Here is a 26625-nt window from a genome sequence, read left to right on the forward strand (position 1 = left end):
TCAAACCTCCACCTTCATAGCCCGGACATAGGCGATGCCTAATATCAGCGAGATGACGAGCGCGACGACGGCGACCGCAGCACCATAACCCAGCTGGAACGACGTGAAGGACTGGTTGTAGATATAGATGCTGACGACCTCGGTCGCCCCGCCCGGCCCGCCGCGCGTCAGCGCATAGACGAGGCCGAAGACGGCGATGGTGGAGACAGCCGAGATCAGCATATAGAGCAGGATCGTCGGCATCATCAGCGGCAGGGTGATGCGGCGGAACATCTGCGACGGGGTGGCGCCGTCCATGCGCGCCGCCTCGTAGATCTCCGCTGGAATGGTGCTGAGGCCGGCCGTCAGCAGGATCATCGCCGTGGCGATGCCGCGCCAGGTGTTGACGACGATGATCATCGACAGCGGGAAGACCTGCAGCCAGTCGGCCGGCGTGATGCCGAAAAAACTGACGATGCGGCTGAGTGTGGCATTGTCGCCGCCTGCCAGCATCGAGATCCACATGAAACCGGCGACGACCTCAGGGGCTGCATTCGGCAACAGGATGATCGACGAAAACACCCGCCGAAAGCGGATCGGTCGGCGCAGCGCAATTGCCGAGATCAGGCCGAACACGAACTGGCCGATCACCGCCGAACCGATGACGAAGACGAAGGTGACGAGCAGCGAATTCCAGAACTTCGCGTCGTTGAAAAGCCGCGTGTAATTCCTGAAACCAACGAAACGGGGCCGAAGGGCCGCGGCCCCGGTCAGCGCCTCGTTGGTGAAGCTCAGATAGATCGAATAGAGGGCCGGATAGATGACGAAGGCCAGAAGCAGCACCAGCGAGGGCAGATCAGCAGCCATTGCCGCTCGGCGCGCTTTTCATGAGAGTTTCGGGCCATGGAAGCTCACAAACCTTATCGATGGAACCGGCTTATCGAATGAAAGTGGGAAGACGCGGGCGTTGGCGCCGCGTCCCCGTCGTGGCGGAAGAGAGGGTGCCGGAGCTTACTTGACCATGTCGTCGCCGAGCGTTTCCTTGACGTAGTCGACAAGGATCTTCTGGGCGCCGGCGGCATCGGTTTCCTTGCGCAGCAGCGCTTCGGTGGCGCGCGCGACACCTTCCGAGACCGTACCGAAACCGGAGGCCTGCTTCAGGAAGACGCCGTTCCCGGCCGCGGCATGGATCGGAACCAGTTCCGTCAGCTTCTGGAACTCGGCATTGTCAGCCGCATCCTTGCTGGCCGGGATGTTGCCGATGCGGGCGGCGTAGGAAACCTGCGTCTCGATCGAGCCGATCTCCATCAGCGCCTTGATCGCCAGTTCCGTATTGTCTGACTTGGAATTGACGGCCCACGGCGCAGCGAGATTGGCAAGCACATACTGGCCGCTGCTCTGGCCGGGAACCGTCCAGGTGCCGACCACCTTCGTCACGTCAGGGATCGGGTTCTTGCTTTCGCGACCCCAATCGAAAATATAGCACCAGGAGCCGCAGGTGGTCGCGGCGAGCTTGCCTTCCGGGAACATCTGGTACTTCGGCACGACCCAGGGCTCGGGCCCGAGCAACGGCTGCGTCGGCATCAGATCCTTGTCGATCAGTTCCTTGTAGACGTTGAAGACATCCTTGATGCCTTCGCCATTCAGATCGAGCTTGCCGTCGGCATCGACCAGCTGCGGCGTCTTGGAACCGACGAGCAGGTGCTGGAAGCCTTCGTCGAAGGCGCCGCTTCCCCAGGAAACGCCGGCCGGAAAGAGTAGGCCGTAGGCGCCGGTCTTCTGCTTGATCTCGGCCGCGCGGTCGAGAAGTTCCTGCCAGGTCTTCGGCTGCTCGGTGGAGATGCCGGCTTTTTCGAGAACGTCCTTGCGGTAATAGATTTCCTGAATGCCGAGCATGAACGGCATCACATAGGTTTCGCCATCCGGGCTGACGGCAAGCTCCTTGGCGACGTCATAAAGGTTGGCGTAGCCGTCCCAGGCCTTGAACTCCTTGGTAACAGGCGCGAGGTAACCGGCTTCCACCATGTCGGCGACGGCAGCCGTCGTCGGGATGGAGAACAGGTCGGGCGCGTTGCCGGCGCCGAGCTCGGTCAGGAGCTTGGTCAGATAATCCTTGTCGGGTGCCGGATATTCGATGACCTCGACGGTGACGCCATATTTCTTTTCGATCCGCTCGACCGTCGACTTCATCGCATCGATGCCGGCCTGACCATGATTTGCAATTCGGATTGTTTCTGCCTGTGCCAGCGTCGAAACCGCGCTCAGCAGAATGGCGCATAGGCCGCCAAGAACCATTTTCTTCAACGGAAGTCCTCCCTTTTGTAGAGACACGGCGCCCTCCAGCACCGGTCGTGAAAATGTACACGCATTCCAAATACTGACAAGACGGTTTTTTAAAAGATTCGCGCTCAAGTTTTAATATGCTGATTTTACTTATTTATTTATATATTGCTATCACCATACCGTTTGTGTAATCGTGTGCACAGTATATTCAGGGAGGAATTTTCATGACTAGGAAATTGCGCCTCGGCGTCATCGGCGCTGGCTTGAAGGCGGCGGAATATGCCGAGAGCTGGGTCAAGATGCCGGAGATCGAATTTGCTTCACTCGCCGACACCACGGCGGCGTCGCGCCAGCGCCTGATCGACGTCTGCCTCGCCGCCGGCGCACCCGAACCGAAGGGCTTCGAGGATTATCGCCAGATGCTTGCCGAATGCCGGGGCGAACTCGACATCGTCTACGTCTCGACCCCGCACGCCTTCCATGCCGAGCAGGCAACCACCGTCGCCGAGGCCGGCCTCGACCTCTTCCTGGAAAAGCCGATGGTGACGACGGTTGCTGAGGCCGAGAGGCTGATCGCCGCACAGAAAAAGAGCGGCGTCACCATCGTCACCGCCTTCCAGGGCGGCCTGTCGCCGCTGGTGCTCGACACGCGCCGGCGGGCGCTCGCCGGCGAATTCGGCGAGCTGATCGCCATATCGGGCATGATCTGGGAAAGCTGGTCGTCCAATTATGACGGCCACTGGAAGCAGCAGCCTGACATCTCCGGCGGCGGCTTCATGTTCGATACCGGCGCCCATATGATGAACACCGTCTGCCTGCTCGCCAATTCCGATTTCGACAGCGTCTCGGCCTATATGAACAATCACGGCAGACAGGTCGATATTGCCACCGCCGTCTCCGCCCGGCTGAAGAACGGCGCGCTGGTGACACTGACGGCCGCCGGCGAAGGCCCTCCGGGCTGCGCCTCCTACATCACCTTCTTCTATTCGAAGGCGATCGTGCGCATCGACGCCTGGGGCGGCTGGCGCGAGATCAGTGTCGGCCGTACCGCCGAGCCGCGCGAGGAAGCCGAGATTCTCGGCAACCCGATGAAGAATTTCCTCGCCATTCGCGAGGGAAAGATGGAAAACTCCGGCTCCGTTGAAATGGGCCTCAGATTCGCTAGGCTATGGGATGCAATTAAGGAATCGGCAGCGGCCGACGGCGCTTCCGTCAGGATCGTCGCCCAATAGGCGCTGAAGATGAGCGGAATGAACAGACGGCGGATCACTTCGAAGGAACTGGCGAAACTCGCCGGCGTCTCCTCCGCCACCATTTCCCGCGCCTTCTCGCCGGATTCACGCATCGGCAGCGCCACCCGCGACCGCATCCTCGCCGTCGCCCGTGAACATGGCTACCAGCCGAACGCGATCGCCCGCTCGCTGAACAACCAGCGCTCGCGGCTCGTCGCCCTGGTCGTCAATGCGATCGGCAACCCTTGCGAGGCCGAGGAACAACAGCTTCTCGTCCACCGCCTGCAGGCAAGACAATTGCTGCCGATCATCCTCTGCTGCGCCGATCATTCCGACCGGCTGCAGCTGATGCGCCTTGCCTCCACCTATCAGGTCGATCACGTCGTCGTCTTCTCCGACATGGTGTCGATGCAAGATGCCGTCGATATCTTCCACACGACGAAGCCGATCATCGTCTCCTTCGAACCGCTCGACAACGAAAACGTCTCCAGCATCCGCATCGAAGGCGCTGAGGCCGCCGACGAGATCATCGACAAGATCGTCCGCGACGGTAAGAAGCGCTTCGCCTACCTCTCCGGCACCAATTCCAGCTGGATCGACAAGCTCAGGCGCAAATGGTTCGCCGATGCGCTAACCAGGCGCGGCCTCGCCTTCGAGGCGCAGGCCTTCGGTGACTACTCCTATGATTCCGGCTTCAAGGAAGCTGTGCTGCTGCTGCACCGGGACAAGGTCGACGCCATCATCTGCGGCAACGACGTCATGGCGATCGGCGCACGCGATGCGGCCCGGCGGGTGCTCGGCAAGAACACGCCTGATGATATCGCCATCGTCGGCCAGGACGGCATCGCCATGGCCGCCTGGGATTGCAACGACCTCACCACGCTGAGCCTCGACCACGTCGCCTTCATCGATGCCGTCGTCGAATTGATCGAACGCCATGACGCCGAGATCGAAGGCCCGCACAGCATCACGCTCACCTGCACTGCCCGCTGGGGCTCGACCGCCTGACAGCTCGCATACCCATTGCATCAAGGAGGAATACGATGACTCAATTTTCACGCGCCGAAAGGCGCCGCACCGTCCCTGATGCCGGAACCGGGAGAGCCTGAAATGCGTTCCGTCGTTTCCTTCAATGAAGGCTGGAGTTTCCACGAGGGCTTCGGCCAGCGTTTGCTCGAAGCTTTCGATGCGGCCAAGTCGGTCAGCCTGCCGCATACCGCCGTCGAACTGCCCTTCAGCTATTTCGACGAGACCAGTTATCAGCGCGCCTTCACCTATCAGAAGGTGCTGCGCTGGCTGCCAGAATTCGAGGGCCGCGAGGTTTCGCTCGTCTTCGACGCCGCCATGGCCGACAGTGTCGTCTATCTGAACGGCGAAGAAATCATTGCCCACAAGGACGGCTACACCCCCTTCGAGGCCCGCCTCACCGGCAAGCTCGTCAAGGGCGAGAACCTCGTCACCGTCAAGATCGACGGCAGCGAAAACCCCGACATTCCGCCTTTCGGCGGCCGCATCGATTATCTGACCTATGCCGGCATCTACCGCGATGTCTGGCTGAAGGTCACCGACCCGGTCTCGATCCGCAATCTCAAGATCGAAACCACAGACGTTCTCCGCCCTGAGAAATCGGCGACCATACGCGTCGACATCGCCAATCCCGAGGGCCGCAGCTTCTCGGCGACCGTCACCGCCACGCTGAAGCAGGCCGACGGCACGGTGGTCGCCACCGCCGCGACCGAAACGATCGGCAGCCGCACCACGCTCTCCTTTGGCGGCCTCACCGGCATCGCCCTCTGGGACATCACCGATCCCACGCTCTATGACGTCACCGTCGAGCTCAGGACCGAACACGGCTCCGACCGTGTCTCGACCAGGTTCGGCTTCCGCACCGCCGAATTCACGCCGGAAGGTTTTCTCCTCAACGGCAAGCCGCTGAAGCTGCGCGGCCTCAACCGCCACCAGGCCTTCCCCTATATCGGTTATGCCGCCGGCCGCTCCGCCCAGGAGCGCGACGCCGACATCATGAAGACGGTGCTGAAGTGCAATATCGTCCGCACCTCGCATTATCCGCAGTCGAAATGGTTCCTCGACCGATGCGACGCTATCGGTCTGCTGGTTTTCGAGGAGATCCCGGGCTGGCAGCATATCGGCGATGCCGACTGGCAACAGGAATCGATCGAAAACGTCCGCCGCATGATCGAGCGCGACTGGAACCATCCCTCGATCATCATCTGGGGCGTGCGCATCAACGAATCGCAGGATAATCACGATTTCTACGCCGAGACCAATCGGTTGGCCCGCGAACTCGACAGCACCCGCCAGACCGGTGGCGTCCGTTATCTCACCGAGAGCGAACTGCTCGAAGACGTCTATACGATGAACGACTTCATCCTCGGCAACGAGGAACTGCCGGGCGCCAACCGCCCGCGCACCGCACTGCGCGCCCAGCAGGAAAATACCGGACTGTCGCACAAGGTGCCGTACCTCATCACCGAGTTCAACGGCCACATGCACCCGACGAAGATTTATGACCAGGAGCAGCGTCAGGCCGAGCATGTGCGCCGTCACCTGGAAGTGCTGAATGCCGCCTATGGCGATCCCGATATCTCCGGCGCCATCGGCTGGTGCATGTTCGATTACAACACCCACAAGGATTTCGGCTCCGGCGACCGCATTTGCTATCACGGCGTCATGGACATGTTCCGCGAGCCGAAATTTGCGGCCTATGCCTATATCAGCCAGTGCGACCCTTCCGAGGAGATCGTCATGAAGCCGGCGACCTTCTGGGCGCGCGGCGAACGCAATATCGGCGGCGTGCTGCCGCTGATCATCCTGACCAACTGCGACGAGGTGGAGCTGCAATATGGCTCGCTTAGCAAGCGCATCGGTCCGGACCGCGAGAACTACCCGCATCTGCCGCATCCGCCGGTCGTACTCGACCATCGGCACTTTACCGCCGATGAGCTTGGCACCTGGGGTCTCGAATGGATCGACGGCACCTTCACCGGTTATATCGGCGGCGAGCCGGTGGCCAGCCTGACGCTGGCAGCCGATCCGTTGCCGACGACCCTGGAAGTGGTTGCCGATAGCTCGACGTTGAAAGCCCGTGAACGCGACAGCACGCGCGTCGTCATCCGCGCCCTCGACCAGCGCGGCCAGCGCCTGCCCTTCATGAACGACAGTATTTCGCTGAAGGTTCATGGCCCGGCAAAGATCGTCGGCCCGACCAATGTGCCACTGCAGGGCGGCACCGCCGGCTTCTGGCTGGAGGCGACGGGGTTCACCGGCGAGATCACCGTCGAAGCGGTTTCCACGCGTTTCGCGCCGGTGACGCTCGGCGTGACGGCTGCCTAGCGCATAACCCCGAAAATCGAAATCGATTTTCGGAAAGGAATTATGCGCAAACTCAAAGTGTTAGAGCGTCCTTAGCGCATCTTTCGAGACGCGCGGCGCTCTAACGGTCGTCAAGCGATCCGCGCTTGGCTATTGGGATCGAAGAACACCGCCTTGTCGAGATTGAAGGCAAGGCGGGTGTTTTGTCCTGGAGCGATGCCGGTATCGGCGCGCAGGCGGGCGACGACGGATTTGCCGCCGAGCTTGGTGACGGCGAAGGTGTCGGAGCCGGCCGGTTCCACCACCTCGATCAGGCAATCACCCTCGGTCAGCGAGCGCGCCTTGCGGTCGGCGCCATCGGGATCGGTCAGCGCCTCCGGGCGGATGCCGAAGATCACCTGTCTGCCGGTATAGGCGGTCAGGCCGTCATTGCCTGAGATGACGGGCAATCTCAGCGGGGCAGCATTCGGCCGCTCCAGCGAGACTTCCAGCCCGCCGGCGCCGTTTTCGACCGTGGCGTTCAAGAGGTTCATCGCCGGCGATCCCATGAAGTCGGCGACGAAGATATTGGACGGGCTGTTATAGATCTCGGCCGGCGTGCCGAACTGCTGCAGCACGCCGTCCTTCAGCACGGCGATCTTGGTCGCCAGCGTCATCGCCTCGATCTGGTCATGGGTGACATAGACGAAGGTGGTGCCCATGCGCTGATGCAGCCGCTTGATCTCGGTGCGCATGTCGACGCGCAGCTTGGCATCGAGGTTGGAGAGCGGCTCGTCGAACAGGAAGACCTGCGGATTGCGCACCAGCGCTCTCCCCATGGCGACACGCTGGCGCTGGCCGCCGGAGAGCTGGCTCGGCTTGCGGTCGAGCAGATGGCCGATCTGCAGCATGTCGGAGACCTGGGCAATCGCCCTGGCACGCTCCTCCTTCGGAACGCCGCGGATCTCCATGCCGAAGGCGATGTTGCCCGCCACCGTCATGTTCGGATAGAGCGCATAGGACTGGAACACCATGGCGATGTCGCGCTTGGAGGGATGCAGGCCGCTGATATCGCGCCCGTCGATCCTGATATCGCCAGAGGTGATCGTCTCCAGCCCGGCAATGGTGTTGAGCAGGGTGGACTTGCCGCAGCCGGACGGGCCGACCAGCACGAGAAAGCCGCCCTTTTCGAGTTCGAGGTCGATCCCCTTGAGAATGTCGACGGCGCCGAAGCGTTTTTTGAGACCGGAGATTTCGAGGAAGGCCATGGATTACCCTTTGACAGCGCCCGCCATCAGACCGCGCACGAAGTAGCGGCCGGCGAGGATATAGACGATGAGCGTCGGCACGGCGGCGATCATCGCCGCCGCCATGTTGACATTGTATTCGACGACGCCCGTCGAGGTGTTGACGACATTGTTCAGCGCCACCGTCATCGGCATCGATTCACCGGTGCCGGCATAGGCAGACGCAAACAGGAAGTCGTTCCAGATATTGGTGAACTGGTAGATGACGGTGACGACGATGATCGGCAACGAGTTCGGCAGCATGATGCGCCGGAAGATCTGGAAGAAGCTGGCGCCATCGACCTGGGCGGCCCGCACCAGCTCGGTCGGAAAGGCCTCGTAGAAGTTGCGGAAGAACAGCGTCGTGAAGCCGAGGCCATAGACGACATGCACGAAGACCAGATTGACCGTCGGATTGCCGAAGCCGAAGCTCAGGCCCGTGGCATTCTGCAGCGTCATGCCGAAGCGGCCGAGCGAGCCGAGGATCGTTGCCATCGGCAACAGCACCGACTGGAACGGAATGAAGCAGGCAAACAGCATCAGCCCGAACACCAGCGTATGGCCGGGAAAGCGCCATTTGGTCAGCACATAACCGTTGAGCGCGCCCATAATGGTGGAGATCGCCACTGCCGGCACCACCATCTTGATCGAGTTCCAGAAGTAGCCCTTGATGCCGGCGCAGGTGAGCCCGACGCAGGTCTCGCCCCAGGCCTTGATCCAGGGATCGAAGGTCGGCGCTTGCGGCAGCGCCAGCATGTTGCCGTTCTGGATCTCGTCCATGGTCTTGAACGAGGTGGTCAGCATGACGAAGAGCGGCATCAGATAAAGGACGGCAAAGATCAGCAGCAGGCCGTAGATGACGGTGCGGCCGATCCAGCGGGTGTTGTTGCTGTTCTGCGCCCTGTCGGCTGTCGGTGAGAAGATCGCACTCATCGCGCCTTCTCCTTCAGTTCGGAATAGAGATAGGGAACGATGATCGCCGAGATCGTCATCAGCATGATGATGGCGCTGGCCGAGCCGACGGCCATCTCGTTGCGCTTGAAGGTGTATTCATACATGAAATTGGACGGCAGCCAGGCCGAGCCGCCGGGGCCGCCCGAGGTCAGCGCCACCACCAGGTCGTAGGACTTGATCGCCATATGGGCGAGCACGATGAAGGCGGAGAGAAAGATCGGCCGCAGCAGCGGAATGACGATGCGCCGATAGAGCTGGAAGGCAGAAGCGCCATCGATCTGGGCGGCCTTCATGATCTCGCCGTCGATGCCGCGCAGTCCCGCCAGGAACATCGCCATGACGAAGCCGGACGCCTGCCAGACACCGGCGATGACGACGGTGTAGATGACGAAGTCCTTGTTCTTGATCCAGTCGAAGTGGAAGCTGGTCCAGCCAAAATGATGCAGCGTCTGTTCCAGCCCGAGGCCGGGATCGAGGAACCATTTCCAGGCAACGCCTGTGACGATGAAGGAGAGCGCCATCGGATAGAGGAAGATCGGCCGCAACACGCTCTCGCCGCGGATCTTCTGGTCGAGCAGGATGGCGAGGAACAGACCGAGTGCCAGGCAGATGCCGATATAGAGGAAGCCGAAGATCGCCATGTTGGTGATCGAGGTATACCAGGACGACGGCGGATCGCTCTCGAAGGTCCAGCGCCACAGCCGCTGATAGGCGCGTGCTCCGGTCAGCGCATAGGAGGGAAAGGTCTTGGAATTGGTGAACGACAGATAGGCCGTCCAGACGATGAAGCCGTAGACGAAGATGATGGTGATGACGAAGCTCGGCGCCAGCACGATCTTCGGCAGCGCATCCTGCAGCCGCCCCCTCAACGAGATCCCCGTCGATTGCCTCGGTGTCAGAACCGGATCGGTGGTCGCAACAGTGCTCATGGAATGTCATCTCCTGCCTGCATAATCGTCCGGGCAATCGGCCCTGCATGATCATCCCTGCATGATCGGCGCGGAGCCTGAAGCTTCCCCGCCAGCAGGCGGGGAAGCATTGTCATCACAAATGGTCTCAGCGGGCGTCGTCGATCGCCTGGACGAGCTGCTTGACGGCTTCGTCGGAGGTCTTGATCTGGCCATGGACGAACTTCGAGACGACATCCTTATAGGCATTGGCGATGGCAGGCGGTGCGCCGTAACCTTGCGCCAGCGAGCCGAACAGCGTGCCGCCTTCGTTGGCTGCCTTCAGATCGGCGATACCCTTCTTGCCGCAGGCATCGAAGTCGGTATCGGGAACGTCGGTACGGGCCGGCACCGAACCCTTGACGACGTTGAAGGCCGACTGGAAGCTCTTCGACAGCGTTGCCGTTGCCAGCGCCACCTGGGCCGCCTTGCGGTCGTCGGGGACGTTGAACATGCCGAACATGTCGGAGTTGTAGACCACGCTGCCGTCGGTGCCCGGGAAGCGGTAGCACAGGAAGTCGGTGTCCGGCGTCTTCTTGGCGGCGACGAATTCCCCCTTGGCCCAGTCGCCCATCACCTGCAACAGCGCGTCACCCTTGATGACCATGGCGGTCGCCAGATTCCAGTCGCGGCCCGAGAAGTTCGGGTCGACATATTTGATGATCGTCGCCAGATTATCGAAGGACTTCTTCATCGTGTCGGACTTCAGCGATTCATCGTCGAGGTCGTTGAAGGCCTTCTTGTAGAACTCCGGCCCGCCGGTCGACAGCACGATGGAATCGAACATCGTCGCTTCCTGCCAGTTCTGGCCGCCGAGTGCCAGCGGGATGACGCCGGCAGCCTTGGCCTTGTCGAGCAGCGCGATCAGCTCCTCGAAGGTCTTCGGCTGAGTGCCGCCGATCTTGTCCATCACCGCCTTGTTGATCCACAGCCAGTTGACCGAGTGGACGTTGACCGGGGCTGCAACCCACTTGCCGTCATAGACCGAGAACTTCTGCAGGGCCGCCGGAACCGACTTGTCCCAGCCTTCCTTCTTGGCCGTCTCCGTCAGGTCGCCCATGACGCCGGCCTGAGCATAATCGAGCACGGTATAGCCGAGCATCTGCGAGGCCGTCGGATAGGTGCCTGCCGCCACCATCGCCTTCAGCGCCGTCATCGCCGCATCGCCGCCACCGCCGGCAACCGGAACATCCTTCCAGGCAAAACCTTCCTTGGAAAGATCCTCCTTCAATACGTTCAGTGCCGCTGCCTCGCCGCCTGACGTCCACCAGTGCAGCATCTGCACTTCCTTCACGTCAGCGGCGTGGGCCGCACTGAGGCCAGCCATCATCACGACAGCAACAGCTGCCGAGCTCAAAAACTTGCGCATGAATTTCCTCCCATTGAAAATCGGCGGCAGGACCCTCCCCGCCGCCCGATGTTTACCACCTTGCAGTGGGCAACACGCGGCCGCGCTCCTCCGCGCGGTTAACAATTTAAAGCGTTATAAGCCTTCTGCCGTCAAGTCCTTTCTCGACTCCCGAGAAAAATATGACTACTAGGACATCCGCTTGAATTTCATACGAATTTTTGGATTGCTAACGGAACGACGGCAACGATCCGGAGGCCGAGGATCTGCAGCTCCTGCTGTCACCGCAGATCAACTTTCCGGTCGGGTAGCCGCTCGGCTGTGATGGCCGACATTTTAAAACTGTTTGCATGACCCGTGATTTGTCTTAGAAGCACCGCGTAATCCGGTCGCAGCCCACCCGGTCAAAACAAGGGATCCAAAATATGAAAACCATCGTCGTCTGCTCCGGCGGACTGGACTCCGTTTCGCTTGCCCACAAGGTAGCCGCGGAAAAACAGCTTATCGGTCTCGTCTCCTTCGACTACGGCCAACGGCATCGCAAGGAACTCGACTTCGCCGCCAGCTGTGCCGCTCGGCTCTCCGTTCCCCATCATGTCATCGACATCTCCAGTATCGGCGGCTATCTCAGCGGATCGGCCCTGACTGACAATGTCGAGGTTCCGGATGGCCACTACGCCGAGGAGACCATGAAGGCCACCGTCGTGCCCAACCGCAATGCCATCATGCTGGCTATCGCGTTCGGTTTGGCGGCCGCGCAAAAAGCAGATGCCGTTGCCGTCGCCGTGCACGGCGGCGACCACTTCATCTACCCGGACTGCCGGCCGGGCTTCATCGAGGCCTTCCAGCGCATGCAGAACGAAGCGCTGGAAGGTTATGCCAGCGTGAAACTGCTTGCACCCTATGTCGATGTTCCTAAAGCGGCGATCGTGGTTGACGGCGAAAAACACGGCACGCCGTTCTCGGAAACCTGGTCCTGCTACAAAGGCGGCAAGCTCCACTGTGGGCGCTGCGGTACCTGCGTGGAACGTCGCGAAGCGTTCGATCTTGCCGGCGTTCCCGATCCCACGGAGTACGAAGACCGGGATTTCTGGAAGGCGGCCGTGTCGCGACACTCGGCCACGGAGGTGCGTTGATGTATCGCATCACCAAGGAGTTTCATCTCTCCGCCTCCCATCAATTGGATCACCTGCCGGCCGAGCATCAATGTGCCCGGCTCCACGGTCACAACTACATCGTCGTCGTCGAGTTGGCTGCGGAAAGCCTGAATGACGACGGCTTCGTTCGTGACTATCACGACCTCTCGCCGCTCAAGCGCTATATCGACGAAACTTTCGATCATCGTCACCTGAACGACGTCTTCGGTCATTCGAAAGTCACCTCCGAGTTCCTGGCAAGGCACTTCTACGACTGGTGCAAGCAGCGCTTCCCGGAGACATCATCCGTTCGCGTCAGCGAGACGCCGAAAACCTGGGCGGAGTACAGGCCGTGAGTGGCGGAACCATTCGCGTCAGCGAGATCTTTGGCCCGACCATACAGGGTGAAGGCGCCTTGATCGGGCTGCCGACGGTGTTCGTGAGGACAGGCGGCTGTGATTATCGGTGCTCCTGGTGCGACAGCCTTCACGCAGTCGACAGCGCCTTCCGGGATCAATGGATTCCCATGTCCACTGAGGCAATCTGGCACGAGGTCATGAAACTCTCCGGAGGCAAGCCGCTGACGGTTTCCCTTTCCGGAGGCAATCCGGCAATCCAGCCCTTAAGGCCGCTTATCGAGCTTGGTCATTCCCAAGGATATCGCTTTGCCCTGGAGACACAGGGGAGCGTCGCCCAGGGCTGGTTTCGCGATCTCGACACCCTGGTCATCAGCCCCAAACCGCCATCAAGCGGCATGCTGACGGATTGGGATCAGGTCGATAACTGCCTTCAACTGGCGGCCGGCGGACCGGAGGTCGCATTGAAGATCGTCGTCTTCGACGAATCCGACTACGCATTCGCCCAACGGGCGGGTCAGCGCTATCCCCAAATTCCGTTGTTCCTTCAGCCGGGCAATCACACGCCGCCGCCACCCGATAACGATGACGCTCGCATTGATATCGACGGCGTGATGGATCGGATGCATTGGCTTGTCGAAAGGGTGACGGCCGACCAATGGTTTGAAGTCCGCGTACTACCGCAATTGCACGTGCTGCTCTGGGGAAACAAACGAGGAGTATGAGTTCGCCTGCACTGAAAATTATGCAGCAACACGCTCCGGAAAGGCAAAAACATCGACGGGCTCCCCAAGCCCACGCAGCGGGAAGGTGCCGAGACTGTCCATATCTTTCGCGCAGCCCGCCATTTCGACGAAGGCCCGCGACAGGAGCACCGGACGCTTGACCTCCTTGGTCAGGCTTTCCAGCCGCGAGGCGACATTGACCGCCGGGCCGATGACGGTGAAATCCAGCCGCCGACGCGAGCCGATATTGCCGTACATCACGTCGCCGACATGCACGCCGACGCCATAACGCAGCGGTTCGCGCCCCATGCGCACGTGCTGCTCATTCAGCTCAGCCATCAATGTCTGCCCTTCGCGGATCGCCTGCAGCAGATCGAGGCAGGCGGTTTCCTTGGCTAACGGGAAGATCGCCAGCAATCCGTCGCCCATGAACTTCAGGATCTCTCCGCCATGCCGTTCGATCGGGTCGGACATGGCGTCGAAATAGTCGTTGAGCAGATGGATGACGTCGTCGCGCGGCCAGAGATCGGAGATTGCGGTAAAGTCGCGCAGGTCGCAGATCATGATCGCCGCGCCAACGGTCGCGCCGCTGCCGCGCGTCGTGACGCCCGACAGGATCTGTTCGCTCGCATGCGGCCCCACATAGGTCTGCAGCAGCGTGCGCGCCATGATATTCTTCAGCCTGATTTCGCTGACGAGGGTCAGGGCCGGCAACAGATCGCGCAGGAAATCGACGTGCTCGCTCGCAAAACCGCCCGGCCGGTTGGTGGAAAATGTCACGACGTGGCGTTTGCCGAAGGTATGTTCGAGCGGCCAGGCGATATACTCCGTCAGCCCGTCGTCCCGCAGTTCTTGAAAGAGTGGATACTGGTCCTCGTCGGCGGCACCTTCCAGTCGTTTGCGCACCTCCTCTACACCACTATGGATCGCGTTGATCGGGCTGTGCTGGAATTCCGGCGTGTTCTCGACACCGTAGGCAAATGTATTGATCTTCGCCTCAGCGAGCCCCTCCTCCCAGAGGAGGCGGGCACCGACCCATTGCGGATGGTTCGTCCTGAAATGCAAGGTTGCCCGCGCCACCGGCACACCAGCCGAAAGCAGCTTCTCGCACATTTCCACCAGGATGTTGTCGATGAAACGCTCGCCACGCGTCTCGTTCACCAGCCAGTCGAGAATCCGTCTTCTGCGGATCGGCCAGACGCCTTCGTCCGCTTCGACGGCAGTCCCGGCCTTGGTTGGAAAAGACGACATCAAAAACTCCGCGACGCCGCGTCATCGGCGAGGATCGAATTCAGTTCCGCTGAATGTGGGCGACAGGGAAGCAAATGATAAGGGGCAGACTTCGATAAAACCTCAGAAATCCCAATCCTCATCCTCGGTCGCGACAGCCTTGCCGATGACATAGGAGGAACCGGAACCGGAGAAGAAATCGTGGTTCTCGTCGGCATTCGGCGAAAGCGCTGACAGGATCGCCGGATTGACCTTGCAAGCCTCTGCCGGGAACAGCGCCTCATAGCCGAGGTTCATCAGCGCCTTGTTGGCATTGTAGTGCAGGAATTTCTTGACGTCCTCGGTCAGCCCGACACCGTCATAGAGCGCTTCGGTATATTTTGCCTCGTTGTCATAGAGCTCGAGCAGCAGCTCGAAGGCGAAATCCTTGATCTCCTGCTTCCGCTCGTCGCCGAGGCGTTCCAGCCCGCGCTGGAATTTGTAGCCGATATAATAGCCGTGCACCGCTTCGTCGCGGATGATCAGCCGGATCATATCGGCCGTATTGGTGAGCTTGGCCCGGCTCGACCAGTACATCGGCAGGTAGAAGCCGGAATAGAACAGGAAGCTTTCGAGGAAAACGCTTGCAACCTTCTTCTTCAACGGGTCGCCGGAGCGATACCGCTCCATGATCAGCGCCGATTTCCGCTGCAGGAATTCGTTCTCCTCCGACCAGCGATAGGCATCGTCGACATCGGGCGTCGAACACAGCGTCGAGAAGATCGAGGAATAGGAGCGGGCATGCACAGCCTCCATGAAGGAGACGTTGGAAAGCACCGCCTCCTCATGCGGCGTCACCGCATCCTCCATCAGCCGGATGGAACCGACGCCGTTCTGGATCGTGTCGAGCAGCGTCAATCCGGTGAAGACACGGATGGTCAGGTGCTGCTCGGCGGCCGTCAGCGTTGCCCAGGAGGGAATGTCGTTGGAAAGCGGCACCTTTTCCGGAAGCCAGAAATTGCCGGTGAGCCGATTCCAGACTTCGAGATCCTTCTCGTCCTCGATGCGGTTCCAGTTGATGGCGCGCACGCGGGAGGCGGGCTTCAATTGCATGTTCATTGTGTTCCCTCTTGAGAAATGTGTCCAGAGTTGCCCCTCATCCGCCTGCCGGCCCCGTTGCCTGGGTCGAGCCACTGGTCTCGACCCGTCCTTCGGACCCCACCAGCGGGGCGAAGGGGATATGCCGCACCCTTTTCCGCCTTTATTGCCGGTTCGTGTGGCAAGTCCCCTCTCCCCGTCAGAACTGGGAGAGGGTTAGGGTGAGGGGCAAATGCTCCGGAGCGAAATATCAAATTACAGCGTACAGGAAACGCAGCCCTGCACCTCGGTGCCGGAGAGCGCCATCTGGCGAAGGCGGATGTAGTAGATCGTCTTGATGCCCTTCTTCCAGGCATGGATCTGCGCCTTGTTGATGTCGCGCGTCGTTGCCGTGTCGCGGAAGAACAAGGTCAGCGACAGGCCCTGGTCGACATGCTGGGTCGCCGCCGCATAAGTGTCGATGATCTTCTCCGGACCGATTTCGTAGGCATCCTGATAATAGTCGAGATTGTCGTTGGTCATGAACGGCGCCGGATAATAGACGCGGCCGATCTTGCCTTCCTTGCGAATCTCGATCTTCGAGACGATCGGATGGATCGAGGAGGTCGAGTGATTGATATAGGAGATCGAGCCTGTCGGCGGCACCGCCTGCAGGTTCTGGTTATAGAGGCCGGAGGCCATCACCGCCTTCTTCAACGCGGCCCAATCTTCCTGCGTCGGAATGTGAATGCCTGACGTCTCGAACAGCGCCCTCACCGTCTCCGTCGCCGGCTCCCAGAGCCGGCCGGTATATTTGTCGAAATATTCGCCGGAGGCATATTTCGAGTCCTCGAAGCCCTTGAAGCTTGTGCCGCGTTCGACCGCCAGCAGGTTCGAGGCGCGGATCGCGTGATAGGTCACCGTGTAGAAATAGATATTGGTGAAATCGACGCCTTCCTCGGAGCCGTAGAAGATGCGTTCGCGGGCGACGTAACCGTGCAGGTTCATCTGGCCGAGGCCGATCGCATGGCTCTCGTCATTGCCCTTCTCGATCGAAGGAACCGAGGAGATGTGGCTCATATCGGAAACGGCTGTCAGCGCCCGGATCGAGGTTTCGATCGTCTTGCCGAAATCGGCCGAATCCATTGCCGCGGCGATGTTCAGCGAGCCGAGATTGCAGGAAATGTCCTTGCCGAGATGTTTGTAGGAAAGGTCGTCATGATATTCGCTTGCCTCGCTCACCTGCAAGATTTCCGAGCAGAGATTGCTCATCGAGATGCGCCCGGCGATCGGGTTCGCCCGGTTCACCGTGTCCTCGAACATGATGTAGGGATAGCCGCTCTCGAACTGGATTTCGGCAAGCACCTGGAAGAATTCGCGCGCCTTGATCTTCTTCTTGGAGATGCGGGCGTCATCAGCCATCTCGCGGTACTTTTCCGTCACCGAAATCTCGGTGAAAGGCACGCCATAGACGCGCTCCACATCATAGGGCGAGAACAGGTACATATCCTCGTTGTTCTTGGCGAGTTCGAAGGTGATGTCGGGCACGACGACGCCGAGCGACAGTGTCTTGATGCGGATCTTCTCGTCGGCATTTTCGCGCTTGGTGTCGAGGAAGCGCATGATATCGGGATGATGGGCATTGAGATAGACGGCACCCGCCCCCTGCCGCGCCCCGAGCTGGTTGGCATAGGAGAAACTGTCTTCGAGCAGCTTCATCACGGGGATGATGCCCGAGGATTGGTTCTCGATATGCTTGATCGGCGCGCCCGCCTCGCGGATATTCGTCAGCGACAGTGCCACGCCGCCCCCGCGCTTTGACAATTGCAACGCCGAATTGATCGACCGGCCGATCGATTCCATATTGTCCTCGACGCGCAGCAGGAAGCAGGAAACCAGTTCGCCGCGCTGCTTCTTGCCGGCGTTGAGGAAGGTCGGCGTTGCCGGCTGGAAACGGCCGGAAATGATCTCGTCGACCATGTCGCGGGCAAGGGCCTCGTCGCCGCGCGCGAGGGCAAGCGCTACCATGCAGATGCGGTCCTCGTAGCGCTCGAGATAGCGCTTTCCGTCGAAAGTCTTCAGCGTATAGCTGGTGTAATATTTGAAGGCGCCAAGGAAGGTCGGGAAACGGAATTTCCTGGCATAGGCCTGGTCGAACAAATCCCGCACGAAATTGAAGGAATACTGGTCGAGAACCTCCTGCTCGTAATAGCCCTCGGTCACGAGGTAATCGAGCTTTTCCCTCAGATTGTGAAAGAACACCGTGTTCTGGTTCACATGCTGGAGGAAATATTGCTTGGCGGCCATTCGATCCTTGTCGAGCTGGATCCGCCCCTCATCGTCATAGAGGTTCAGCATCGCATTCAGCGCGTGATAGTCGAGCGTTTCGGCTGCCTTCAGCGGCCTTTCCACGACAGGATGAGCAACAGTGTGATGCGGTTTTGCGCCCGCATCCCGCGTCAGATTTGTTCCCGTGTCCAAAACCGTTCCATTCCGTGTTTGACGTTGGCGACATCCGCTTCTGTGCCCAGCAGCTCAAACCTGTAGAGGTAAGGCACCTGGCACTTCATTGAGATCACGTCGCCGGCGAGCCCGTATGTCTCGCCGAAATTGCTGTTGCCCGCAGCGATCACGCCGCGGATGTGTCCTCGGTTTTCCGCATCGTTGAGGAAACGGATCACCTGCTTGGGAACGGCACCCTTGCCGCCGTCGCCGCTATAAGTCGGCACGATCAGCACGAAGGGTTCGCGGATATGGAACGCGTCTGCGCCACTTGGCGGAATGCGCGCCGCGCGCAGTCCGAGCTTGGCGACGAACCGATGGGTGTTCTCGGATCGGCTGGAATAATAGACGATCAGACCCATCGCTTTTCCTCAGGAAAGCGCGCTGATCATGTCGGGACGGAAGCCCGCCCAATGCTGCTCGCCGGCGATGACGACGGGCGCCTGCATGTAGCCGAGGCTGCGGACGCGATCGAGCGCTTCGGCATCCTCAGAGATATCGACGATGTCATAATCCACGCCCAGGCGGTCGAGGGCGCGGTAAGTGGCAGTGCACTGGACGCAGGCAGGCTTGCTGTAGACGGTAATGGTCATGATATTCCTCGTGACGACGCGATTGGGCACAGAACATCGATCGGAAATCTGTCGACATCCGTGGAAAGTCTCCGGTGATGTGAGCTATGCGGCTGTTTAGCCGCTGGGCATACTCCGCCCTCTACCTAGCACGGGTGGCGGCCTGAACTGAGATACTGACATGACTTCACCCCGAAGTGGCTTATGCGGAGGCTCGGCCTGCGAAACGCGATGCGGAGATTCCCCGCAGCCATGCAACGCGACCTTCCGGACACCCCGCCCGTGGACGTTTCGTTCGAGGCAGGTCTCCTGGCTCACGGGTCAAAGCTCCTGCCCAGCCTTCCCGGAGCATCATGCTCCAGTGACCTGAAATCGGACAGTTGCTCGCCGCTTACAGTTGCGGGGGCAGCTCCGGCATTGCCGCGCCATGATGGCGAAACGCACCGAATTCCCGTCTTAGCCATCGATCCCTACGAATCGATGGAACCTCGAACACTAGATATAGTACGCCAATCCAAATTCGCGTCAACGGATGGTTTGTGCATTGCGTTACGACAGGTTTGAAATCGCTACGTTCCTGTGAAAAACATGGATAACGAAAGCTTAAGGAAAGCAGGCTGTGGAGAAAGCCCCGACGAAGAGAGCCGACCCTATGGCCGGTCCGCGTTTCGATTCAAGATCAGGCCCGAATCGTCGATAGGACATCCCCCGGTGACGAACGCCGGAGGGAGGAAGTAGGAATGTTATATCTTTATCCGAAGCAGCCGCAGCGCGTTGATCGTCACCAGCACGGTGGCGCCGGTATCGGCGAGGATCGCCGGCCAGAGCCCGGTGATGCCTATGATCGTCGTCACCAGAAACACCGCCTTCAGCCCGAGTGCGATGGTGATATTCTGCAGGATGTTGCGCATCGTGCGTTTGGAAAGTTCGATCATCCGCGCCACGTCGCCAACGCGTCCGTGCAGCACGGCGGCATCCGCCGTCTCCAGCGCCACATCAGTGCCGCCGCCCATGGCGATGCCGATATCGGCCGCTGCCAGTGCCGGAGCATCGTTGATGCCGTCGCCGACCTTGGCGACGATGAAGCCCTGGCGCTTCAATTCGCCGACGACCCGCTGCTTGTCCTCCGGCATCATCTCCCCGCGCCAGTCGATGCCGAGCATGCCGGCAACGGCTGCCGCCGTCCGCTTGTTGTCGCCGGTCAACATCATCGCCTTGACGCCTGCTGATTTGAGGGCAGCGAGCCCGGCCTCGGCATCCTCGCGCGGCTCGTCGCGCATGGCGATCAGGCCGGCCACAACACCGTTGACGAGCAGCACCGACACGCTCTTGCCCTCGTCGTTCAGCGCCGCGATGCGTGCATCCTGTTCCGCGCTGAGCGTCCCGCGCTCGCGGGCGGCAGGCGGCGACAGCAGATCCAGCGTCTCACCACCGACCTTGCCGCTGACACCCTTGCCCGGCAGCGCTTCCAGCTCGAAGGCCGGCGGCACGGGAGCGCCGTCCGCCTTGGCGCGGTTGAGGATCGCCAGCGCCAGCGGATGGCTGGAACCCTGCTCCAGCACCGCGGCGCGCGACAGCACCTGCGCCTCGCTCAGGCCAAAGGAAATGATGTCGGTCACCTGAGGCTTGCCTTCTGTCAGCGTGCCTGTCTTGTCGAAGGCGACCATCGTCACCTTGCCGAGCGTTTCCAGCACAGCGCCGCCCTTCATCAAGAGGCCGCGCCGCGCCCCTGCCGAAAGCGAAGCGGCGATTGCCGCCGGCGTCGAAATGACGAGCGCGCAGGGGCAGCCGATCAAAAGGATGGCAAGGCCCTTATAGATCCATTCGCCCCACGGCCCGGCGAACAGCAGCGGCGGAACGACCGCGACGAGCGCTGCGACCACGACCACGCCGGGCGTGTAATAGCGCGAGAACCGATCGATGAAACGTTCGGTCGGCGCCTTCGATTCCTGCGCCTCCTCCACCAGCTTGACGACGCGGGCGATGGTATTGTCGGCGGCAGCCGCCGTGACGCGAACCCTCAGCACCGCATCGCCATTGACCGTGCCGGCAAAAACGACGGCATCGACGCCCTTGCGCACCGGCGTGCTCTCACCCGTCACCGGCGCCTCGTCGATCGCGCTCTCGCCTGAGATGATGATGCCGTCCGCAGAGATACGGTCGCCAGGGCGAACCATGATGATGGCGCCAACGGCAAGGCTTTCTGCCGGCACTTCCCGCGTCTGGCCATTGTCTTCGAGCAGCGCATTCTTCGGCACCAGACCCATCAGCGACTGGATGCTTTCGCGCGCCTTGCCCGCCGCCACCCCTTCCAGCAGCTCGCCGACGAGGAACAGAAACACGACGGTTGCCGCCTCTTCGCCGGCATTGATGATGACGGCGCCGACGGCGGCGATCGTCATCAGCATCTCGATCGAAAACGGTGTGCCTGAGAAGGCGGCCATGACGGCGCGCCGAGCGATCGGCACCAGCCCGATCAGCATGGCGACGATGAAGGCATAGGATGCAATCGCCGGCACGAGATGGCCGACGGCATAGGCGGCAACGAGTGCCGCACCCGAAAGGATGGTCAGCCGGCCCTTCCTGCTCTGCCACCAGGGACCGGCCATCTGCGCATTATCGTGCCCTTGCAACCCCTCGATTTCCTTCTCGCCACGATCGTCAGTATGGTCGAGGTCATTACTATGGCCCGCGTGATCGCGGTGATCATGTCCATGGTCGTGACGATGCTGCGAGCCCTGGGTACGCGCAGGCGCAGCGGTTCCGGCAAGCGGCGCGACGGAATAGCCGAGCCCCGTCACCTTCTTCTCGATCACCTTGAGATCGCTGCTGCCATCGTGCCGGACGGTCATCGTGCCCGCCATCACCGAGACGGAAACATCGGCGACACCCGCCACGCGTCTGACCGCCGAACCGATCTTGGTTGCGCAGGAGGCGCAATCCATGCCGCCAACCCGGTATCGTGTCTCGCTCTCAGCCATGATCCGCTTCCTTGTCAAACAGAAGCATCCCTCCTACATCCTCTAGCGACTAGAGGTGCAAGAGGAAAATCATGAAAAAGATCACCATTGGTGAAGCCGCCCGCCAGAGCGGCGTCAAGGTGCCGACGGTGCGCTACTATGAAAGCATTGGCCTGCTCGTTGCCCCGAGCCGCAGCGAGGGCAACCAGCGCTCCTTCGAGCCCGCCGATATCAGCCGCCTCGCCTTCATCCGCCACGCCCGCGAACTCGGCTTCGAGATCGACGCGATCCGCACGCTGCTGACCCTGCAGGATGATCCGCACCAGTCCTGCGCCTCGGCCGACGCCATCGCCAAGGCCCGCCTCGTCGAGGTCGAGCAGCGCATCCGCAGCCTGATGGCGCTGAAGGCCGAGCTGGAAACCATGGTGGAAGGCTGCGGCCACGGCCGCGTCGACCAATGCCGCGTCATCGAGGTTCTCGCCGACCACGGCCAGTGCACGCATCCGCAACACTGATCTCTACCCTTGCAGGCAATCCATGCCCGCGCCAAAACTGCATGCAGAGAGAATCGGGCGAAGACATCCATGAACCAGAAGCAGATCGCAATCATCGGCGGCGGCCCGGCGGGTCTCGCGGCTGCCGAACTGCTGTCCCGTTCCGGTCACGCGGTAACGGTCTACGACGCCATGCCGACCTTTGCCCGCAAGTTCCTGCTAGCCGGCAAATCCGGTCTCAACATTACCCATTCCGAGGATTACGCCCGTTTCACCACACGCTTCGGCGCGGCTTCCGCCCATCTACGCCCCTCTCTTGATGCCTTTACCCCTGATGACATCAGGGATTGGGCAGCAGGGCTCGGGACCGAGACTTTCGTCGGCTCGTCCGGCCGGGTTTTCCCGAAGGTGATGAAGGCCTCACCTCTGCTGCGCGCCTGGCTCAAGCGACTGGAGACGCAGGGCGCCACCCTGCGCACCCGCCACCGCTGGACCGGTTTTGCCGAAGATGGCTATGTTTTCGAAACGCCCGAAGGGCGCAGCATCGTCCATTGCGACGCGGCCCTGCTGGCGCTCGGCGGCGCAAGCTGGCCGCGCCTCGGCTCCGATGCTGCCTGGGTGCCCCGGCTGGCCGCCAGGGGTGTGGAAATTGATACTTTTCAACCCGCCAATTGCGGCTTCGTCGTCGGATGGAGCGGCAACTTCAGCGAGCGTTTCGCCGGCGAGCCGGCAAAATCAGTCACCGCCACGTCCGAGGCCGGCACGTTTCCCGGCGAATTCGTCATCACCGGCAGCGGCATCGAAGGCAGCCTCGTCTATACCCATACGGCCGCGTTGCGCGACCGGCTGCTGAACCATGGCAGCGCCGTCCTGACGCTCGACCTCGCACCCGGCCGCACCATCGAGAGGCTGAGCCGCGACCTTGCGCGGCAGGACGCCAAATCGAGCTTTTCAAACCGCCTGCGCAAGGGCGCCGGCCTCGACGGCGTCAAGGCGGCGCTGCTGCGCGAACTTACTCCCGAGCGCGACCGCACCGATCCCGAGCGTCTCGCCGGCATGATCAAGGCGCTGCCGGTGCCGGTGATCGAAACCCGGCCGATCGGCGAGGCGATCTCCTCGGCCGGCGGCATCTGCTGGAGCGGCATCGACGACAACTACATGTTGAAGGCACTGCCCGGCACTTTCGTCGCCGGTGAGATGATCGACTGGGAAGCGCCGACCGGCGGTTATCTCCTCACCGCCTGCCTTGCGACCGGCCGGGCCGCCGCGGGCGGCATCGAGGCCTGGCTGGCGCGCTAGGCGCCGATGATCTCAAACCGGATCTAGATCAATGAAATGGCGCATGATGTGATGCAGAGATCGTTGACGCTTTTCAGCATCGTGCCCTGATCGCTTGGGGCGAAGGGGAGGATGGCCGGCGAGGCGCGCAATTGCAAACCGGCCGCTTTTCCATCAGACTATGCTGAACTTCGGTGGGAGGAGCCGATGCACGAACACTCAGCGCATGCCGAGCGCGTCTACACGTCTGCCCAGCGCGATTCTGCGGCAGCCAGTTCTCCTGTCGTTGCCTCATGGCGGCGATGCATGACCATGCACCAGCTTGCCCCCGAGGATGAACGCACGCCGCTGCGCCTCACCGACCAGGAATTCCGCCGTGCGCGCGAGCAGTCGGAACAGCTGATTGCCAGCGCGACGGATGAGCTCGATCGTCTCTTTACCACCGTTGGCAGGGCGGGCTGCTGCCTGCTTCTGACCGACAAGAACGGCATCGCGCTGGAGCGCCGTGGGGCTGCCGGCGACGACAAGGAATTCCGTGAACTCGGCCTCTGGACCGGCTCGGTCTGGACCGAGGCCAGCATCGGCACCAACGGCATCGGCACCGCACTTGCCGACGAGCGTGCCGTCGCCATCTTCCGCGATCAGCATTTTTTCAGCTCGAATACCAGCCTGAGCTGCACGACCGCGCCGATCCGCGATCATCGTGGTCGGGTGGCAGCAGCCCTCGACATCTCCACATGCCGCGAAGACGTCAACGAGATGACGCTGGCGATCCTGACGCAGACCGTCCGCGATGCGGCAATGCGCATCGAGCTCAATCTTTTCCGCTCAGCCTTTGCTGGCGCCCGTTTCCTAATGGTCCCGGCCGGCGCCAATTCCGCCGCCGCCCTGCTTGCCGTCGACAGGCACGATCTGGTGCTCGGTGCGACGCGCGCCGCCCGCATCGCGCTGCAGCTCGACGACAGGCGCATCGCCGCAGGCATTCCCGCCGCCGATGCCCTGCACGAGGCTGGCGTCGCCCAGCAGGACGAGATGGTCGAGGCGGAAAAGGCGGCCCTGCTTCGGGCGCTGTCGCGTGCCGGCGGCAATGTCTCGCAGGCGGCGATCACCCTCGGCATCAGCCGCGCCACACTGCACAGGAAGATGAAAAAGCTCGATCTCCACTGATCAAGGTTCGCCGCCCGCAATCGTGAAGCGATGCTGTCGCAGGTCTGCGACACTGTGCACTGCGGTATGGAAGACCAGCCCTATCCACTCCGCCAAAACATGCACATTTTCCTCCCACTGGTTCGCTTGGGAACCTGGATCATCAAGGGAGGATGACATGCTTCATCAGAAAATCGTCGAGTCGCCGTTCAAGCTGAAATACGGCAACTATATCGGCGGCGAATGGCGCGAGCCGGTCGAGGGAAAATACTTCGAAAACCTGACACCCGTCACCGGCGGCAAACTATGCGACATTCCCCGCTCCAATGAAAAGGACATCAATCTCGCGCTCGACGCCGCCCATGCGGCGAAGGAAAAATGGGGCCGCACCTCCGCTGCCGAGCGCTCCAATATCCTCATGAAGATCGCCCAGCGCATGGAAGACAAGCTGGAATTGCTCGCCCAGGCCGAGACCTGGGACAACGGCAAACCGATCCGCGAAACCATGGCGGCCGACATTCCGCTGGCGATCGACCACTTCCGCTACTTCGCCTCCTGCATCCGCGCCCAGGAAGGTTCGATCGGCGAAATCGACCACGATACCGTCGCCTATCACTTCCATGAGCCGCTCGGCGTCGTCGGCCAGATCATTCCGTGGAACTTCCCGATCCTGATGGCCACCTGGAAGCTGGCGCCCGCACTTGCCGCCGGCAACTGCGTCGTGCTCAAGCCCGCCGAGCAGACACCGGCCTCGATCCTGCTCTGGGCCGAACTCGTCGGCGATCTCCTGCCACCCGGCGTGCTCAACATCGTCAACGGTTTCGGCCTCGAAGCCGGCAAGCCGCTGGCGACCAGCCAGCGCGTCGCCAAGATCGCCTTCACCGGCGAGACGACGACAGGCCGGTTGATCATGCAATATGCCAGCCAGAACCTCATTCCGGTGACGCTGGAGCTCGGCGGTAAATCGCCGAACATCTTCTTCGCCGATGTGATGGCCGAAGACGACGACTTCCTCGACAAGGCGCTCGAAGGCTTTGCGATGTTTGCCCTCAACCAGGGCGAAGTCTGCACCTGCCCGAGCCGCGCCCTCGTCCAGGAATCGATCTACGACCGCTTCATGGAAAAGGCCGTCAAACGCGTCGAGGCGATCAAGCAGGGCAACCCGCTCGATACCGCGACGATGATCGGCGCCCAGGCCTCTAGCGAGCAGCTGGAAAAGATCCTCGCCTATCTCGACATCGGCAAGCAGGAAGGCGCCGAGGTGCTGACCGGCGGCTCGCGCAACGATCTCGGCGGCGAGCTGGCAAACGGCTACTACGTCAAGCCGACGATCTTCAAGGGCCACAACAAGATGCGTGTGTTCCAGGAGGAGATCTTCGGACCGGTGGTTTCGGTCACGACCTTCAAGAACGAGAAGGAAGCGCTCGAAATCGCCAACGACACGCTCTACGGCCTCGGCGCCGGTGTCTGGAGCCGCGACGCCAATCGCTGCTACCGTTTCGGCCGCGAGATCCAGGCCGGCCGCGTCTGGACCAACTGCTACCACGCCTACCCGGCCCATGCCGCCTTCGGTGGCTACAAGCAGTCGGGCATCGGCCGTGAGACCCATAAGATGATGCTCGACCACTACCAGCAGACCAAGAACATGCTGGTGAGCTACAGCCCGAAGGCCCTTGGCTTCTTCTGAGAAGCTTCGGCATGACGGGAGGGTCTCAAACCCCTCCCCAACCCCTCCCCACAAGGGGAGGGGCTTAACATGCGGCCCTCGCCGTATCACTCTTGAGCGCAGCATATGCAGCCGGCTTGTTGGCTTGCGAGCCGGTGCCACA

21 protein-coding genes, 1 pseudogene and 1 riboswitch are annotated in these 26625 nt (G+C 61.3%); of the genes and pseudogenes, 10 read left to right on the forward strand and 12 right to left on the reverse strand.

Annotation, left to right across the window (positions count from 1 at the left end; genetic code table 11):
• Positions 1 to 884, reverse strand: a pseudogene (locus tag BA011_RS17305) (carbohydrate ABC transporter permease).
• A gap of 106 nt (positions 885 to 990) precedes the next feature.
• Positions 991 to 2283 (reverse strand): ABC transporter substrate-binding protein, encoded by a 1293-nt coding sequence (locus tag BA011_RS17310; RefSeq protein WP_065281365.1) that lies wholly within the window; start codon positions 2281 to 2283, stop codon positions 991 to 993.
• A 203-nt stretch (positions 2284 to 2486) separates the two neighbouring features.
• Between BA011_RS17310 and BA011_RS17315 the strand changes: the two genes are divergently transcribed.
• From BA011_RS17315 to BA011_RS17325, 3 genes are all read left to right on the forward strand, one after another.
• A complete protein-coding gene (locus BA011_RS17315; RefSeq protein WP_065281366.1) occupies positions 2487 to 3494 on the forward strand; it encodes a Gfo/Idh/MocA family protein in 1008 nt (335 codons plus the stop codon).
• Between the two features lie 9 nt (positions 3495 to 3503).
• The gene (locus BA011_RS17320; protein WP_065281367.1) at positions 3504 to 4502 is read left to right on the forward strand and encodes a LacI family DNA-binding transcriptional regulator; all 999 of its coding nucleotides are present in this window, start codon (positions 3504 to 3506) and stop codon (positions 4500 to 4502) included.
• 102 nt (positions 4503 to 4604) lie between these two features.
• Complete coding sequence (locus BA011_RS17325; RefSeq protein WP_065281368.1) at positions 4605 to 6848, forward strand: glycoside hydrolase family 2 protein; 2244 nt, start codon at positions 4605 to 4607, stop codon at positions 6846 to 6848.
• 110 nt (positions 6849 to 6958) lie between these two features.
• On the opposite strand, the gene BA011_RS17330 is transcribed toward BA011_RS17325, so the two are convergent.
• From BA011_RS17330 to BA011_RS17345, 4 genes are all read right to left on the reverse strand, one after another.
• Positions 6959 to 8074 (reverse strand): ABC transporter ATP-binding protein, encoded by a 1116-nt coding sequence (locus tag BA011_RS17330; RefSeq protein ID WP_065281369.1) that lies wholly within the window; start codon positions 8072 to 8074, stop codon positions 6959 to 6961.
• A gap of 3 nt (positions 8075 to 8077) precedes the next feature.
• Positions 8078 to 9025: a carbohydrate ABC transporter permease gene (locus tag BA011_RS17335; RefSeq protein WP_065281370.1), complete on the reverse strand. Its 948-nt coding sequence runs from the start codon at positions 9023 to 9025 to the stop codon at positions 8078 to 8080.
• Positions 9022 to 9975, reverse strand: a complete 954-nt coding sequence (locus BA011_RS17340) for a carbohydrate ABC transporter permease (RefSeq protein ID WP_012759101.1) — start codon at positions 9973 to 9975, stop codon at positions 9022 to 9024. Before BA011_RS17340 ends, BA011_RS17335 begins: the two co-directional genes overlap by 4 nt.
• A 127-nt stretch (positions 9976 to 10102) precedes the next feature.
• Entirely contained in the window at positions 10103 to 11362 is a 1260-nt protein-coding gene (locus tag BA011_RS17345; protein WP_065281371.1) for an ABC transporter substrate-binding protein, read from the reverse strand.
• 404 nt (positions 11363 to 11766) lie between these two features.
• Between BA011_RS17345 and queC the strand changes: the two genes are divergently transcribed.
• Genes queC through queE form a run of 3 tightly spaced genes read left to right on the forward strand, consistent with a single transcriptional unit; the run spans position 11767 to position 13558 of the window.
• Positions 11767 to 12477: a 7-cyano-7-deazaguanine synthase QueC gene (gene queC, locus BA011_RS17350; RefSeq protein WP_065281372.1), complete on the forward strand. Its 711-nt coding sequence runs from the start codon at positions 11767 to 11769 to the stop codon at positions 12475 to 12477.
• Positions 12477 to 12833 carry a 6-carboxytetrahydropterin synthase QueD gene (queD, locus tag BA011_RS17355; protein WP_025396142.1) on the forward strand — a complete coding sequence of 119 codons (357 nt, stop codon included), beginning with the start codon at positions 12477 to 12479 and terminating at the stop codon, positions 12831 to 12833. The genes queC and queD overlap by 1 nt, the downstream gene beginning before the upstream one ends.
• Positions 12830 to 13558, forward strand: a complete 729-nt coding sequence (gene queE / locus BA011_RS17360; protein WP_065281373.1) for a 7-carboxy-7-deazaguanine synthase QueE — start codon at positions 12830 to 12832, stop codon at positions 13556 to 13558. The genes queD and queE overlap by 4 nt, the downstream gene beginning before the upstream one ends.
• Positions 13559 to 13576: 18 nt before the next feature.
• Here queE and BA011_RS17365 read toward each other — a convergent pair whose 3' ends face one another.
• The 6 genes from BA011_RS17365 to BA011_RS17390 all read right to left on the reverse strand — a co-directional run bounded on the left by BA011_RS17365 (position 13577) and on the right by BA011_RS17390 (position 21899).
• Positions 13577 to 14809, reverse strand: a complete 1233-nt coding sequence (locus BA011_RS17365; RefSeq protein ID WP_065281374.1) for an adenylate/guanylate cyclase domain-containing protein — start codon at positions 14807 to 14809, stop codon at positions 13577 to 13579.
• A gap of 102 nt (positions 14810 to 14911) precedes the next feature.
• On the reverse strand, positions 14912 to 15886 hold the full coding sequence (gene nrdF / locus BA011_RS17370) for a class 1b ribonucleoside-diphosphate reductase subunit beta (protein ID WP_065281375.1): 975 nt from the start codon (positions 15884 to 15886) through the stop codon (positions 14912 to 14914).
• A gap of 234 nt (positions 15887 to 16120) precedes the next feature.
• Positions 16121 to 18202, reverse strand: a complete 2082-nt coding sequence (gene nrdE, locus BA011_RS17375; protein ID WP_420493432.1) for a class 1b ribonucleoside-diphosphate reductase subunit alpha — start codon at positions 18200 to 18202, stop codon at positions 16121 to 16123.
• A 101-nt stretch (positions 18203 to 18303) separates the two neighbouring features.
• Positions 18304 to 18708 carry a class Ib ribonucleoside-diphosphate reductase assembly flavoprotein NrdI gene (gene nrdI, locus BA011_RS17380; protein ID WP_065281377.1) on the reverse strand — a complete coding sequence of 135 codons (405 nt, stop codon included), beginning with the start codon at positions 18706 to 18708 and terminating at the stop codon, positions 18304 to 18306.
• Positions 18709 to 18717: 9 nt separating this feature from the next.
• The gene (gene nrdH, locus BA011_RS17385) at positions 18718 to 18939 is read right to left on the reverse strand and encodes a glutaredoxin-like protein NrdH (protein WP_017968025.1); all 222 of its coding nucleotides are present in this window, start codon (positions 18937 to 18939) and stop codon (positions 18718 to 18720) included.
• A gap of 260 nt (positions 18940 to 19199) precedes the next feature.
• Positions 19200 to 19424, reverse strand: a riboswitch (cobalamin riboswitch).
• 237 nt (positions 19425 to 19661) lie between these two features.
• A complete protein-coding gene (locus BA011_RS17390; RefSeq protein ID WP_065281378.1) occupies positions 19662 to 21899 on the reverse strand; it encodes a heavy metal translocating P-type ATPase in 2238 nt (745 codons plus the stop codon).
• Between the two features lie 71 nt (positions 21900 to 21970).
• Here BA011_RS17390 and BA011_RS17395 point away from each other — a divergent pair, with 71 nt between their 5' ends.
• From BA011_RS17395 to adh, 4 genes are all read left to right on the forward strand, one after another.
• Positions 21971 to 22393, forward strand: a complete 423-nt coding sequence (locus BA011_RS17395; protein WP_065281379.1) for a MerR family transcriptional regulator — start codon at positions 21971 to 21973, stop codon at positions 22391 to 22393.
• Between the two features lie 69 nt (positions 22394 to 22462).
• Positions 22463 to 23671, forward strand: a complete 1209-nt coding sequence (locus BA011_RS17400) for a TIGR03862 family flavoprotein (RefSeq protein ID WP_065281380.1) — start codon at positions 22463 to 22465, stop codon at positions 23669 to 23671.
• 186 nt (positions 23672 to 23857) lie between these two features.
• Positions 23858 to 24817 carry a helix-turn-helix domain-containing protein gene (locus tag BA011_RS17405; protein ID WP_065282579.1) on the forward strand — a complete coding sequence of 320 codons (960 nt, stop codon included), beginning with the start codon at positions 23858 to 23860 and terminating at the stop codon, positions 24815 to 24817.
• A 157-nt stretch (positions 24818 to 24974) separates the two neighbouring features.
• The gene (gene adh, locus BA011_RS17410; protein WP_062945029.1) at positions 24975 to 26483 is read left to right on the forward strand and encodes an aldehyde dehydrogenase; all 1509 of its coding nucleotides are present in this window, start codon (positions 24975 to 24977) and stop codon (positions 26481 to 26483) included.
• Positions 26484 to 26625 lie beyond the last annotated feature (142 nt).

Source organism: Rhizobium leguminosarum (assembly GCF_001679785.1).
Lineage (GTDB): Bacteria > Pseudomonadota > Alphaproteobacteria > Rhizobiales > Rhizobiaceae > Rhizobium > Rhizobium leguminosarum_R.

Excerpts from the sequence above, each read along its gene's own strand:
- BA011_RS17315 (WP_065281366.1), top strand. The coding sequence starts at position 2,487 with ATGACTAGGAAATTGCGCCTCGGCGTCATCGGCGCTGGCTTGAAGGCG.
- BA011_RS17320 (WP_065281367.1), top strand. The coding sequence starts at position 3,504 with ATGAGCGGAATGAACAGACGGCGGATCACTTCGAAGGAACTGGCGAAA.
- BA011_RS17325 (WP_065281368.1), top strand. The coding sequence starts at position 4,605 with ATGCGTTCCGTCGTTTCCTTCAATGAAGGCTGGAGTTTCCACGAGGGC.
- BA011_RS17330 (WP_065281369.1), bottom strand. The coding sequence starts at position 8,074 with ATGGCCTTCCTCGAAATCTCCGGTCTCAAAAAACGCTTCGGCGCCGTC.
- BA011_RS17335 (WP_065281370.1), bottom strand. The coding sequence starts at position 9,025 with ATGAGTGCGATCTTCTCACCGACAGCCGACAGGGCGCAGAACAGCAAC.
- BA011_RS17340 (WP_012759101.1), bottom strand. The coding sequence starts at position 9,975 with ATGAGCACTGTTGCGACCACCGATCCGGTTCTGACACCGAGGCAATCG.
- BA011_RS17345 (WP_065281371.1), bottom strand. The coding sequence starts at position 11,362 with ATGCGCAAGTTTTTGAGCTCGGCAGCTGTTGCTGTCGTGATGATGGCT.
- queC (WP_065281372.1), top strand. The coding sequence starts at position 11,767 with ATGAAAACCATCGTCGTCTGCTCCGGCGGACTGGACTCCGTTTCGCTT.
- queD (WP_025396142.1), top strand. The coding sequence starts at position 12,477 with ATGTATCGCATCACCAAGGAGTTTCATCTCTCCGCCTCCCATCAATTG.
- BA011_RS17365 (WP_065281374.1), bottom strand. The coding sequence starts at position 14,809 with ATGTCGTCTTTTCCAACCAAGGCCGGGACTGCCGTCGAAGCGGACGAA.
- nrdF (WP_065281375.1), bottom strand. The coding sequence starts at position 15,886 with ATGAACATGCAATTGAAGCCCGCCTCCCGCGTGCGCGCCATCAACTGG.
- nrdE (WP_420493432.1), bottom strand. The coding sequence starts at position 18,202 with ATGCTGAACCTCTATGACGATGAGGGGCGGATCCAGCTCGACAAGGAT.
- nrdI (WP_065281377.1), bottom strand. The coding sequence starts at position 18,708 with ATGGGTCTGATCGTCTATTATTCCAGCCGATCCGAGAACACCCATCGG.
- nrdH (WP_017968025.1), bottom strand. The coding sequence starts at position 18,939 with ATGACCATTACCGTCTACAGCAAGCCTGCCTGCGTCCAGTGCACTGCC.
- BA011_RS17390 (WP_065281378.1), bottom strand. The coding sequence starts at position 21,899 with ATGGCTGAGAGCGAGACACGATACCGGGTTGGCGGCATGGATTGCGCC.
- BA011_RS17395 (WP_065281379.1), top strand. The coding sequence starts at position 21,971 with ATGAAAAAGATCACCATTGGTGAAGCCGCCCGCCAGAGCGGCGTCAAG.
- BA011_RS17400 (WP_065281380.1), top strand. The coding sequence starts at position 22,463 with ATGAACCAGAAGCAGATCGCAATCATCGGCGGCGGCCCGGCGGGTCTC.
- BA011_RS17405 (WP_065282579.1), top strand. The coding sequence starts at position 23,858 with ATGCACGAACACTCAGCGCATGCCGAGCGCGTCTACACGTCTGCCCAG.
- adh (WP_062945029.1), top strand. The coding sequence starts at position 24,975 with ATGCTTCATCAGAAAATCGTCGAGTCGCCGTTCAAGCTGAAATACGGC.